Origin of the sequence: Ureibacillus terrenus, assembly GCF_006569205.1 — a bacterium.
Lineage (GTDB): Bacteria > Bacillota > Bacilli > Bacillales_A > Planococcaceae > Ureibacillus > Ureibacillus terrenus.
In genome coordinates this window covers 133,531-146,644 of record NZ_VIGD01000001.1, presented here as the reverse complement: position 1 = coordinate 146,644, position 13,114 = coordinate 133,531, and the positions used below count along the sequence as shown (strand labels likewise).

Annotated in this window: 11 protein-coding genes; 9 read left to right on the top strand and 2 right to left on the bottom strand. The window is 43.1% G+C overall.

Annotation, left to right across the window (positions count from 1 at the left end; translation table 11 throughout):
* The first annotated feature begins 6 nt into the window (after nucleotides 1-6).
* Nucleotides 7-1,353, top strand: coding sequence for an aminomethyl-transferring glycine dehydrogenase subunit GcvPA (gene gcvPA / locus FKZ59_RS00735; protein ID WP_141600817.1), 1,347 nt, complete (start codon nucleotides 7-9; stop codon nucleotides 1,351-1,353).
* Nucleotides 1,346-2,809 carry an aminomethyl-transferring glycine dehydrogenase subunit GcvPB gene (gene gcvPB, locus FKZ59_RS00730; RefSeq protein ID WP_141600816.1) on the top strand — a complete coding sequence of 488 codons (1,464 nt, stop codon included), beginning with the start codon at nucleotides 1,346-1,348 and terminating at the stop codon, nucleotides 2,807-2,809. The genes gcvPA and gcvPB overlap by 8 nt, the downstream gene beginning before the upstream one ends.
* Before the next feature lie 89 nt (nucleotides 2,810-2,898).
* Here gcvPB and FKZ59_RS00725 read toward each other — a convergent pair whose 3' ends face one another.
* Nucleotides 2,899-3,285 carry a rhodanese-like domain-containing protein gene (locus FKZ59_RS00725; protein WP_141600815.1) on the bottom strand — a complete coding sequence of 129 codons (387 nt, stop codon included), beginning with the start codon at nucleotides 3,283-3,285 and terminating at the stop codon, nucleotides 2,899-2,901.
* Nucleotides 3,286-4,019: 734 nt separating this feature from the next.
* Here FKZ59_RS00725 and FKZ59_RS00720 point away from each other — a divergent pair.
* The 3 genes from FKZ59_RS00720 to FKZ59_RS00710 all read left to right on the top strand — a co-directional run bounded on the left by FKZ59_RS00720 (nucleotide 4,020) and on the right by FKZ59_RS00710 (nucleotide 9,293).
* Nucleotides 4,020-4,853 (top strand): lipoate--protein ligase family protein, encoded by an 834-nt coding sequence (locus tag FKZ59_RS00720; protein ID WP_141600814.1) that lies wholly within the window; start codon nucleotides 4,020-4,022, stop codon nucleotides 4,851-4,853.
* A gap of 252 nt (nucleotides 4,854-5,105) precedes the next feature.
* Nucleotides 5,106-7,673: a vitamin B12-dependent ribonucleotide reductase gene (locus tag FKZ59_RS00715; protein WP_141600813.1), complete on the top strand. Its 2,568-nt coding sequence runs from the start codon at nucleotides 5,106-5,108 to the stop codon at nucleotides 7,671-7,673.
* Nucleotides 7,674-7,922: 249 nt separating this feature from the next.
* The gene (locus FKZ59_RS00710) at nucleotides 7,923-9,293 is read left to right on the top strand and encodes an FAD-binding oxidoreductase (protein ID WP_141600812.1); all 1,371 of its coding nucleotides are present in this window, start codon (nucleotides 7,923-7,925) and stop codon (nucleotides 9,291-9,293) included.
* A gap of 82 nt (nucleotides 9,294-9,375) precedes the next feature.
* Here FKZ59_RS00710 and FKZ59_RS00705 read toward each other — a convergent pair whose 3' ends face one another.
* Nucleotides 9,376-10,305, bottom strand: a complete 930-nt coding sequence (locus tag FKZ59_RS00705; RefSeq protein WP_141600811.1) for a DUF1385 domain-containing protein — start codon at nucleotides 10,303-10,305, stop codon at nucleotides 9,376-9,378.
* Between the two features lie 133 nt (nucleotides 10,306-10,438).
* On the opposite strand from FKZ59_RS00705, the gene FKZ59_RS00700 reads away from it, so the two are divergent.
* Genes FKZ59_RS00700 through efp form a run of 4 tightly spaced genes read left to right on the top strand, consistent with a single transcriptional unit; the run spans nucleotide 10,439 to nucleotide 13,014 of the window.
* Nucleotides 10,439-10,891 (top strand): hypothetical protein, encoded by a 453-nt coding sequence (locus FKZ59_RS00700; protein ID WP_141600810.1) that lies wholly within the window; start codon nucleotides 10,439-10,441, stop codon nucleotides 10,889-10,891.
* 40 nt (nucleotides 10,892-10,931) lie between these two features.
* Nucleotides 10,932-11,360, top strand: a complete 429-nt coding sequence (gene aroQ, locus FKZ59_RS00695; RefSeq protein WP_141600809.1) for a type II 3-dehydroquinate dehydratase — start codon at nucleotides 10,932-10,934, stop codon at nucleotides 11,358-11,360.
* 15 nt (nucleotides 11,361-11,375) lie between these two features.
* Nucleotides 11,376-12,437: a M24 family metallopeptidase gene (locus FKZ59_RS00690; RefSeq protein ID WP_141600808.1), complete on the top strand. Its 1,062-nt coding sequence runs from the start codon at nucleotides 11,376-11,378 to the stop codon at nucleotides 12,435-12,437.
* A gap of 16 nt (nucleotides 12,438-12,453) precedes the next feature.
* Nucleotides 12,454-13,014, top strand: a complete 561-nt coding sequence (gene efp, locus FKZ59_RS00685) for an elongation factor P (protein ID WP_141600807.1) — start codon at nucleotides 12,454-12,456, stop codon at nucleotides 13,012-13,014.
* Nucleotides 13,015-13,114 lie beyond the last annotated feature (100 nt).

Genomic DNA, 13,114 nt, shown 5'->3' with positions numbered 1-13,114 from the left:
CAAACAATGAAGCATCGATATCTTCCAATGACGGAACAGGACAAAAAAGAAATGCTCGAAACAATCGGAGTGGAAAGCATTGACGATTTATTTGCGGATATACCGGAGAAGGTCCGCTTTAAAGGGCTATACAACATTAAAGAGGCCGTTTCCGAGTCCGAATTATTGAAAGAATTGCAAGAACTTGCTGATAAAAATACAAATACAGAAAAAGCCGTTTCGTTTCTTGGTGCAGGAGTTTACAACCACTATAAACCTGCAATCGTGGATCACGTCATTTCCCGTTCAGAATTTTATACGGCATATACTCCTTATCAGCCGGAAATTTCCCAGGGCGAATTGCAGGCCATTTTCGAGTTCCAAACAATGATTGCGGAATTGACAGGATTGGATTTGGCAAACTCATCCATGTATGACGGCGGTACGGCTCTTGCAGAAGCGGGGATGCTTGCGGCAGGTTCAACTAGACGCAAGAAACTGCTTATATCCGAAGCCATTCATCCGGAATACCGTGAAGTCGTAAAAACCTACGCTTATGGCCAATCCATCGAAGTCGTGGATATTCCAATAAAAGACGGAGTAACCGATATTGAAGCGTTACAAGGGCTGATTGATGAACAAACCGCTGCAGTCATGGTCCAATATCCGAACTTCTTTGGACAAATTGAGGATATTAAAAAAATCGGCGAATTGGCCCATGAGGCGAAAGGATTGTTCATCGTTTCGGCGAATCCGTTGGCGCTTGGCATTTTAACGCCACCTGGAAAACTTGGCGCGGACATCACGGTTGGAGATGTCCAGCCATTCGGCATTCCGGAAAGCTTTGGAGGACCTCACTGCGGATATTTCGCCACAACTTCCAAATTAATGCGCAAGGTGCCTGGACGCCTTGTCGGCCAAACGGTGGACCAGGATGGACGGCGCGGATTCGTGTTGACATTGCAAGCCCGCGAACAGCATATTCGCCGCGAAAAAGCGACTTCCAACATCTGCTCCAATCAGGCTCTGCTTGCCCTGGCCGCTTCTGTCGCCATGACCGCCTTGGGCAAACGCGGTATCCAGGAAATGGCAAAGCAAAATATCATCAAAACCCGCTATGCCAAAAACGCTTTTGAGAAAGCCGGTTTTACGGTGCCATTCCAGGGCGCCCACTTTAACGAGATTGTTGTGAAAGTCAACAAGCCGGTCAGCGAAATCAATCAAAAACTGCTGGAAAAAGGCATTATCGGCGGCTACGATTTGGGCCGGGATTATCCGCAGCTTGAAAACCATGTATTGATTGCCGTAACGGAATTGCGTACAAAAGAAGAAATTGACCAACTTGTGCAAGAAATGGGGGCTTACAATGCATAACGGAAATCAACCGCTCATTTTTGAATTGTCGAAAGAGGGCCGCATCGGCTACAGCTTGCCGGAATTGGATGTGCCGGAGGTCGAATTATCGGAATTGATTCCGGAAGAATATTTGCGGAAAGAACCTGCGGAATTGCCGGAAGTTTCGGAATTGGATATTATGCGCCACTACACTGCCTTGTCCCGCCGCAATCACGGGGTGGATTCCGGATTTTATCCGTTGGGCTCTTGTACGATGAAATATAATCCGAAAATTAACGAAGAAGTTGCACGCTTCTCCGGATTCGCCAACATCCATCCATTGCAGGATGAATCGACGGTGCAAGGTGCAATGGAATTGATGTATGAACTTCAAACGGCCTTAAAAGAAATTACGGGCATGGATGAGGTGACGCTCCAGCCTGCTGCCGGCGCCCACGGTGAATGGACGGCGCTCATGATGATCCGGGCATATCATGAAGCTAACGGGGAAGGGCATCGGAATAAAGTCATCGTTCCGGATTCTGCCCACGGAACAAACCCGGCCAGTGCGGCTGTTGCAGGATTTGAGATCGTAACAGTGAAATCGGACGAAAACGGTTTGGTCGATTTGGAAGATTTGCGCCGGGTCGTTGGAAATGATACAGCGGCACTGATGCTTACAAACCCAAATACCCTAGGTTTATTTGAAGAACATATTGTCGAAATCGCCGAAATCGTCCATAGTGTAGGCGGCAAAGTATATTATGACGGTGCCAACTTAAATGCGGTGATGTCCAAAGCGCGTCCTGGAGACATGGGATTTGACTGCGTACACTTAAATCTGCACAAAACCTTTACCGGTCCGCACGGCGGAGGAGGTCCAGGCTCCGGTCCTGTCGGCGTAAAAAAAGACCTGATTCCATTCCTGCCGAAACCGGTACTTGTGAAAAAAGAGGACGGCACTTTCCATTTTGACTACGACCGTCCGCAATCCATCGGCCGCGTAAAACCGTTCTATGGGAACTTTGGCATCAATGTGCGTGCTTATGCATACATTCGATCCATGGGTCCTGAGGGCTTAAAACTTGTGACGGAATATGCGGTATTAAATGCCAATTACATGATGAGAAGGCTGGCGCCATATTATGATTTGCCTTATGACCGCCATTGCAAACATGAGTTTGTCTTGTCCGGCCGCCGTCAGAAAAAACTGGGCGTCCGTACATTGGATATTGCAAAACGGCTTCTTGACTTCGGCTACCATCCACCGACTATTTACTTCCCGTTAATTGTGGAAGAGGGCATGATGATCGAGCCGACGGAAACAGAATCGAAGGAGACTTTGGACGCTTTCTGTGATGCGCTAATCCAAATCGCGAAAGAAGCGGAAGAAAATCCTTCCATTGTACAAGAAGCGCCTCATACAACGGTGGTAAGCCGTTTGGATGAAACGCTCGCTGCAAGACGTCCGGTTTTGCGCTACCAAAAACAATAAAAATAAAAATATCCATGAGCCAAGCTCATGGATATTTTTGTTTTTGAAAATGAAATGGCTTTTTATTATCAGCGGGCTAAACATGAAAATTAATTTTTTGTTTTAATTTTTCCTGTCCAAGTTTTAAATCCGCCCTGCAGCTGATAAATTTGGTTGTAGCCTTTTTTCTTCAAAAAAAGGGCTGCGCGGGAACTTCTTGTCATATTTTGGCAATATAAATATACCGGAAGATCCGGACGGATTTCTTTATAGCGGTAACGCAATTGGGAAAAAGGAATATTGCGCGCCCCCAAAATATGACCGGATTCAAATTCCTTCGCTTCTCGCACATCGATCAACTGAGCTTTCCGGTAGCCTTTAATGAATTCTTCTTGGGTTAAATTTGTGACAGCTTTTTTCAATCGGAAGGAACTGATGATTACGTAGATAATGATAAGGCCTAGAATGATTGCAATCGTATATAATACTGTCGCCACTTCAAAATATCTCCTTTCTATTTACATAGAACATTATAAATAAGAAACTTGCATAATGCTAGGAATTTCTTCGGGGTCAAGGGATCATCGTTTTTTAATTTTTCAACTTTATTTTCAATTAGATGGTGTTTTATTTGAATAATTAAGAACGTATGTTCTATAATAAATTATATAGGTGTTCCGTCCGGAATGTTGTATATTTGAAAAAATTGTGAATAGGATAGAAAGTTTCATTTTTTTGTCGATAAAATGACAGAGAAACAGAAGATGTTCGGATGAAAAGCATGGAATATTTTCTTAAGTTTTATGCATAAATGTTTTTCTCGGAATTCAACTCAATCTTAAAATAGAAAATATCTAATAAGAAGAAAATTTTGTACTGCATTTTTTTATTTTTGCACGGGGGTTATAAATCGCAAGGCTTATGAGAGACGTAAAAACATAAAAGGGCGTTTTATGTAACATTTTGCGAAGATTGTTGCCGGAATGCCGATTCGGCGAAATTCATGAAAAAAGACGCAACATTTTGTCGCTTTCCCAACCAGTGCGCGCTTAAATCATTTGCCAAACTGCGCTTCCTTTTGCCCGGGCTTTTGTATGTCCTTGTATTCCTAATAACATCCAATAAATTGGTTGTATCCCGCTTTTTTATTTAGGATTTATGAAGAAAAATAAGAAAGTAGCATTCGTTCATTCAGTTTGATACAATGAGTAAGTTGTGAGGTGGGATTGGAATGAAAACGAAATGGTATTTTATCAATTCAGGGCCATGCAGCCCCTCCTATAATATGGCATTGGACGAAGCGTTGCTTGAATTCCACAGCAAAGGGGAAATCCCTCCGGTGATTCGGTTCTATCAATGGAATCCACCGACTCTTTCCATCGGGTATTTCCAAAGAGCCCATCGGGATATCGATTTTCAAGCTTTGAAAGCGCAAAATATCGGATTTGTCCGGAGACCGACTGGCGGCAGGGCCGTATTGCATGATAGCGAATTGACATACAGCATTATCGTGACGGAACAATATCCAAATTTGCCGGAATCGGTGACCGAAGCTTATCGCTTTTTAAGCGAGGGTTTATTGAAAGGATTCCATCATTTAGGATTGGATGCGTATTTCAGTGTTCCGGATACGGAAGAAAAACAGGAAATATTGAAAAAGCCGAAAAGTGCGGTTTGCTTTGATGCCCCAAGCTGGTATGAGCTTGTTGTAGAAGGGAAAAAAGTGGCCGGAAGTGCGCAAACGCGCCAAAAGGGAGTTGTGTTGCAGCACGGGGCAATCCTTTTGGATCTTGATGAGGACAAGCTGTTATCTTTATTCAAATTCCCTTCGGAGGAAGCGAAACAAAAAATGCGGGAGCAGCTGCCTGAACGGGCTGTTGCCATTAACCGTTTGACAGACCGGCGGATTACCATTGAAGAATGTATTGAAGCCTTCAAAAAAGGTTTCGAGGAAGCCCTTCAAATTGAGTTGGTGCCATATGAATTGACAGAAGAACAAGAGCGGCTGGTAAAACGTTTAGAAGAAGAAAAATATGCAAATGATGAGTGGAATTTTAGAAGATAAAGATAAAAAATCGATTACTAAAATTGTGATTAAAATTTAATATTTAGCTGCAAAGCTAGAATTTTCTATGTTTCATAGATTTTAAAAAAAGTCAACCCCTTGAATCCTTTTAGTTTATGAGGTAATCTTTTCTAAGTAAAACAACAATATATTGTGTATCTATAAATCAGTAGGTACAATATATTGTGTTTCGAACGATAAATAATGGGTAAATACTAGAATAATGATATATGGGCAAAGGGAGGCTGGCAGATGGTAGTGGTAGAGAAAACGTATTCGACCACCCTCATCGATCAATTAAACAAAGATATTGAGGAATTTCCGCAAGTACATCCGATTACACCGGATATGCATATAACGCATAAAGGTGTTTCGAGACTGGTCATGATTGACCGGTATTCATTTAAAGATACGGAAAAGAAAACGTTAAAACCCAGCGATTTTGTTGTATTAACAATCAAAGAAGACCCGAAATTCCCAGCCCGTGGTTTAGGATATATCCAATCAATCAACTGGGAAGAAAATAAAGCGGAAATATTGATTGAAGAAGAGTACCGAAATGTGCTCGATGATCCGGAAGAACAAGAGACGGGCATCATTGTAAAATCCCTTGACGTGGTTGAAAAACCGCTTGAAATTTTTTATGAACAAATCGCAAAACGGAACGCGACCGGTTTGGCCGCTGTCGAGAAAACGGAAGAGAAGCGCAAAGAATGGTTCCAAAAGTTTTATGAACAATTGGCTTCTTTAAAATTTGTGCCAGCTGGACGAGTTCTTTACGGAGCAGGATCCGGAAAACAAGTGACATATTTTAACTGCTATGTGATGCCTTTCGTTCCTGACAGCCGTGAAGGAATCAGCGAACACCGCAAAAAAGTAATGGAAATCATGAGCCGGGGCGGCGGGGTTGGTACGAACGGTTCCACGTTAAGACCGCGCAACACGCTTGCAAGAGGGGTCAATGGAAGATCCAGCGGTTCTGTATCGTGGCTTGATGATATTGCGAAATTGACCCATCTTGTGGAACAGGGAGGATCGAGACGCGGTGCCCAAATGATCATGCTCGCCGATTGGCATCCGGATATTGTGGAATTCATCATTTCCAAGATGCAGAACCCGCGCATTTTGCGTTATTTGATTGAAAATATGGAAGATGAATCCATCATTCGTCATGCAAAAGAAAAATTGAAATTTACTCCTTTAACTCCTCTTGAAGAAGCAATGTACCAAGGAATCGTCAATTATAAAAACATTCCTGGTTTAGGCGGATTCAGCGAGGCGGTCATCAAAGAAGCGGAAGCGAAATTGCGCGATGGCGGAACATACAGCGTGCACAATCCGGATTTCTTAACAGGAGCGAACATCTCGGTTACGATTACAAATGAATTTATGGAAGCGGTGGAAAAAGATGAAGAATATCCGCTTCGTTTTCCGGATGTGGAAACTTATACTCCGGAAGAAATGGCCATTTACAATGAAAAATGGCACAAAATCGGCGATGTGAGAGAGTGGGAAGCTCTCGGCTACCGGGTTCGCACTTACCGGAAAATCCGCGCGAGGGAGCTTTGGAAACTCATCAACATTTGTGCGACTTACGCAGCTGAGCCTGGAATTTTCTTCATTGACAATGCAAACGAAATGACAAATGCCCGGGCTTATGGCCAAAAAGTCGTTGCAACAAATCCATGCGGTGAACAGCCTCTAGCGCCATATTCCGTATGTAACTTGGCGGCCATCAATCTGGCAAATTTTGCTTTAAAAGATAAAAAGACGGTGGATTTCGAGGCATTAAAGGAAACAGTCCGTATAGGCGTCCGCATGCAAGACAATGTCATTGATGCAACACCGTATTTCCTTGAAGAAAACCGAAAGCAGGCCCTTGGAGAGCGTCGCATCGGCCTTGGAGTAATGGGATTGGCTGATTTATTGATTTACTGTGAAAAAGAATATGGTTCAAAAGAAGGAAATGAACTTGTGGATAAAGTGTTCGAAACGATTGCAACAACCGCTTATGAAACTTCCATTGAACTGGCAAAAGAACGTGGCAGCTTCCCATTCTTGGTAGGAGAGACGGAAGAAGAAACAAAACGTTTGCGCGAAGCCTTCATTAATACGGGCTACATGAAACGTATGCCTGAACATATTCGTCAAGGGGTATTGAAATACGGAATACGGAATTCCCATTTGCTTACTGTTGCGCCAACCGGATCAACGGGTACAATGGTGGGAGTTTCTACAGGATTGGAACCATACTTCTCCTTCACATATTATCGTTCCGGCCGCTTAGGAAAATTCATTGAAGTGAAAGCGGATATTGTTCAAGAATATTTGAGAGAACATCCGGAAGCGGATGAAAACAATCTGCCTTCTTGGTTTGTAACGGCGATGGATTTAACGCCGGAAGCCCACGCGGATGTACAATGCATCATCCAACGCTGGGTAGATTCGTCCATTTCGAAAACCGTAAACGCTCCAAAAGGATATACGGTAGAACAGGTACAAAAAGTGTATGAACGCCTGTATAAAGGCGGAGCGAAAGGCGGAACGGTTTATGTTGATGGCAGCCGCGATTCGCAAGTATTGACATTAAAAGCTGAAATGACCCATGAAGAACAATTATCCTTTGAAGAGCTGGAAGAAGAAAAGGTGGAAAAACCGGTCGTTCTGGTAGAAACGATTGCACCGCTTCAACAAACCAATGTGAATATCGGTTCGGAAGTGGGCGATACATGTCCTGTCTGCCGCCAAGGTACGGTGGAAGAAATCGGCGGATGCAACACTTGCACGGTTTGCGGCGCCCAATTGAAATGCGGATTGTAATAGCATAAAGAATTAAAAAAATAAATTATAATCCCCCTTTAGATTGTCTAAAGGGGGATTTTTGTACAAAAAACCTATTATTGGGCTACCGGCCGGTTCTATTGAAATGTTATGACAACACACAGGCACCCTCCCGAGATGCGATGCGGGAGGCGTTTGTTTTAAGGAAGTTTAAAGAATTTTCATTTGATTTTCTTTCCAATAAAAGATTTTTTATGTTAAAACTAGTTTACAAGGGAGGAAATAATAATGAAAAATTATAAAGAAATCGAACGGCGATTGCTCGAGTTTTTATCGAAAGAACAAGTGACGACCAATGAAACGGTTCGGCAGCTCCATGGTCAAGATGAGTCCTATCATGCACCTGCTTTGCCGGATATCGTGGTATTTCCTCATACGGCGGAAGAAGTGAGCAAGATTTTGAAAATTGCCAATGAATACGAAGTGCCTGTAACCCCGTTTGGGGCGGGTTCGAGTTTGGAAGGACATGTGATTCCATATGAAGGCGGCATTTCCATTGATTTCAACGAAATGAACAAAATTCTTGAAATCGATCCGGAGAGCTTCATTGTCCGGGTGCAGCCGGGGGTTCGGCGTTTGCAGCTAAATAAAGAATTGAAAAAGTATGGCCTGTTTTTCTCCGTAGATCCCGGTGCGGATGCAACGTTGGGCGGAATGGCGGCAACGAATGCCAGCGGGACAACGGCCGTAAAATATGGGGTCATGCGGGACCAGGTGCTGGATTTGGAAGTGGTGTTGGCAAACGGAGACATCATCCATACAGGAAGCAAAGCGAGAAAATCCTCGTCCGGCCTGCATTTAAATGGTTTGTTTGTGGGATCGGAAGGCACTTTGGGATGCATTACGGAACTTACGTTAAAAGTATACGGCATCCCTGAGTTCGAAGTGTCTGGACGGGCAGTGTTCAAATCCACACATGACGCGGTCCGGGCGGTGACAGCACTAAAACAGGCAGGGATACCGATTGGACGGGTCGAGTTTGTCGATGCGGAATCCATTCATGTCGTGAATAAATACAGCGAAACCGATTATGCAGAGGCTCCTACGTTATTTTTAGAGTTCCAAGGAAATGAAGCGGGACTGCAAAGCGACATAGAGTTTGCCACGGAAGTGTTAAAAGATTTTGATTGCGAAGATATTCAATTCGAAAAAGATACGGCTGCACGCAATACCCTTTGGCATGCGCGGCATCATTTGGCTTATGCATACAAACATGCCTTTCCTGGACGCAAGCTGATGACGACGGACGTTTGTGTGCCGATCAGTGAGCTCGCAAACAGCATCGATTACGCCCGTTCTCTATTAAAAGAGCTGAAAATTCATGGCGGTCTATTGGGACATGTGGGCGATGGCAACTATCATGCATGCATTATGATCGATCTGTCAAATGAAGATGAAGTGGACCGGGCGAAGCGCTTCAATGAATTGATTGTAACGGATGCCATCAAGCGGGGCGGTACATGTACAGGAGAGCATGGTGTTGGAGTCGGCAAAAAAATATACCAGGAAATGGAACATAAAAATGCCTTGCAAGTGATGCGCGCCATCAAACAGGCGCTCGACCCGAAAGGCATTTTGAACCCCGGAAAACTTCTATGATTATTCATTTATCTAAAATCGGATATTTTGGCTTAATGAAAAGGCTTAGAAGCGGAGGAATTTCAGCTTCTAAGCCTTTTTGTCAATCATGATGAAGACGCAATGCGATTTCCGGATTTTTTTCGATTTCATGCAGTTTTTTGAAGGAAGCGATGGACACTTCCACCATTTGGTCATCCGGTTCTTTCGTTGTTAATAATTGCAGCCATAAACCGGGATAACCCATGAACCGCAGTACCGGCACATCCCTCAATGAATTCGTGAATTGCAAAACTTCATAAGAAACGCCCAATACAACGGGAATCAGCAGGATGCGGATCAATACTCGGAACCATAGCGGTTCTACAGGGAAAAGCAGATAAATGAACATTCCGATGATGACCGTAAACAGGATGAAGCTGGAACCGCAACGGTAATGCAATCTTGACTGCTTTTGGACATTTTCGACGGTTAATTCTAGACCTTGTTCATAACAATTTATCACTTTATGTTCTGCCCCATGATATTGAAACACCCTCCGAATAATAGGAGTCAGGGAAATAAGATATAAATAGGTAAGGAGCAGGATGAGTTTGATCCCCGTTTCCAAAAAGATTTGGGGATATTTTCCGGAAATCCATGGAGAAAAGAGCTCGGCAAGAAATACCGGAACCAGCGTAAAGACAAACTTTCCGAATAAAAAGGAAAGGATGCCGACAATGGCCACTCCAAAAATCATTTCAAGCTTTGACAGTTCTTGACCTTCCTGCTCCTCTCCTGGAGCGACATCATAACGTTCGCTGGAAAATTGCAAATGTTTGGAACCGATTCCCGCGGCTTCGATGATTGCTATATTTCCGCGGATGAATGGTACTTTTTTCAGCTTGTTCATCCATGGCTTCACTGTTTTTTTTGCATAATAATATTCTATCGATTGGTCGTTTCTTCGAATGGCAGAAACGGTATGTTCTTTTCCCCCGAACATAACCCCTTCCAGAATTGCCTGTCCTCCATATATAGGTGTTTGGCTCATAAATGTTGACACCACTCTCTGTGATTATTTTTCTACTAATTTTTTATTGTACTAAATTTTAAGCAAATGCACTACGTCAACGCATATGAAATTTTGCTGTTGGCAAAAATGTATAAAAAAAGGGGTGTGCAACATGCTGTATTTGGCGTTTGTGACAAGCATATTCGGTTCGATTCTCCTCACCGCCGGCTTAAAAATGTTATCTTGGTTCCATTTCATTCAATGGAATCCAATCGGTTTTTCAAAAAGGTACGAATTATTTGAAGGAAGTCATCCGTTTATCAGCTGGCTGTTTTTGGCTATATTAATTTTTATTGCGAATTTTATTCTTTATTTGTTGATGCAATATGTCCAAAATGTACCGCCGTTTATCACCTCCCTTGTGATTGGAGGGCTTTTTGCCATCGTTGCGGAATGGATCATTTACGATTTGCCGGCTGAAATTTATTCTTTCAAAAAATTATCCATTCCTTTTATCGTGACGGTTGTCATCGCTGCAAGATTCATCATTGAGACCGCTTCTTTCCATTATAAAGCTCAATTGGAACGAAATAGGTTGCCGTACAAGGAGACTGTGATAAAATAAAAGTGTTCATTTCTTCGACTTTTTTAAAGGAGAATCCATCATGAAGATATTGGTGTTAAATGGCCCCAATCTAAATCGGCTCGGAAAAAGGGAGCCGGAAATTTACGGGACAGAAACGTTGGAGGATGTCAAAGAACGATGCGCTGCTCTGGCAAAGGAATTTGATGCGGAAATTGAATTTAAGCAATCCAATCATGAAGGGCAATTGATCGATTGGATTCACGAAGCGGAAGATAAGGGCATCGATGGAATCGTTTTTAATCCAGGGGCTTATACTCATACAAGCATCGCATTGAGAGATGCCATTGCCAGTGTAAAAGTTCCGGTCATTGAAGTTCACATATCCAATATACATAAGAGGGAGGAATTTCGGCATAAATCTCTGCTTGCACCGGAGTGTGTCGGACAGATATGTGGACTTGGTACGTTCGGGTATGAATTGGCATTGCGCAAGTTTTTACAAGGATAAAGGAAGGAAACGTATATGAATAAACTTGACAAAGCGAGAAAAGAACTGGAAGATCGCCAAGTGGATGCCTTGCTGATTACAAATCCGTACAATCGCCGTTATATGACCGGCTTTACGGGAACTAGCGGAGCGGCAATGATATCCAAAAAAGATGCGGTATTCATTACGGATTTTCGATATACGGAGCAGGCGAAAAAACAAGTAAAAGATTTTCGCATTATTCAGCAAGAAAACTCCATACTAAAGGAAGTAGCGAAAATTGCCGATGAGTGGAAAATCCAATCATTGGGTTTTGAAAAAGATACGGTAACCTATGGAGAGTTTGAGACTTTACAAGAACTCTTGAAGGTGGATCTTGTACCATTATCCGGTGTAATTGAAAAAATTCGCTTGATTAAGACCGATGAAGAGATTAAGATTATAAAGGTTGCATGTGAAATTGCTGATGCCGCATTTTCCCACATTTTGAATTTTATTAAACCTGGTGTTACAGAACTTGAAGTGTCGAATGAGCTTGAATTTTTCATGCGCAAGCAAGGTGCAACGTCTTCATCCTTCGATACCATTGTCGCAAGCGGTCTACGAAGCGCTTTGCCTCACGGTGTTGCGACGGACAAAGTCATCGAAAAAGGCGATTTGGTCACGCTCGATTTCGGCGCCGTTTATAACGGATATGTTTCCGACATCACCCGTACAATCGCCGTTGGGCAGCCCAATGAAAAATTGATAGATATGTATAATGCGGTCCTGGAAGCGCAAATGTTGGCCCTTGAAAAAATAGGACCGGGGATGACGGGCATCGAAGCGGACAAAATTGCAAGAGATTATTTAACGGAAAAGGGTTATGGCGAGGCTTTCGGACATTCCACAGGCCACGGAATCGGTCTGGAAGTCCATGAAGGACCGAACTTATCTTTCCGTTCCAGTCATGTGCTCGAGCCTAACATGGTGGTTACGGTTGAGCCCGGGGTCTATTTGCCGGGAATCGGCGGAGTCCGCATTGAAGACGATATTGTCATCACTGAAGCGGGCAATGAAAGATTGACTCATTCGGCGAAAGAACTAATTATTCTATAATGATGGAGGAATATTCATGATTTCAGTGAACGATTTTCGTACAGGACTAACAATCATTGTAGATGGGGAATTATATCGGGTATTGGATTTCCAACACGTAAAACCTGGTAAAGGTTCTGCTTTCGTCCGTTCCAAATTGCGCAATTTGCGCAACGGAAACGTTGTAGAAAAAACATTCCGCGCAGGCGAAAAAGTGGAAAAAGCGATGATCGAAAACCGCAAAATGCAATATTTATACGCAAATGGTGACTCCCATGTCTTCATGGATTTGGAAACATATGAACAAATCGAATTGGATGCAAAACAAATTGAATATGAATTGAAATTCTTAAAAGAGAACATGGAAGTCTACATTATGACATATCAAGGAGAAATGCTCGGTGTTGAACTTCCAAACACCGTGGAATTGAAAGTGGTCGAAACGGAACCGGGCATCAAAGGTGATACTGCATCAGGCGGTTCTAAACCGGCGACATTGGAAACAGGCCTTGTCGTACAAGTGCCATTCTTCGTAAACGAAGGAGATATCTTAGTCATCAACACAGCTGACGGATCTTACGTTTCCCGCAAAAACTGATAGGAAATCGCACAAGTGGAAGGAAAAGTGGACGCTTATGGCGCGTCCACTTTTTTTATTGTCTTTTGGTCTATTTGATTGAACAAGCTCATATATTGCT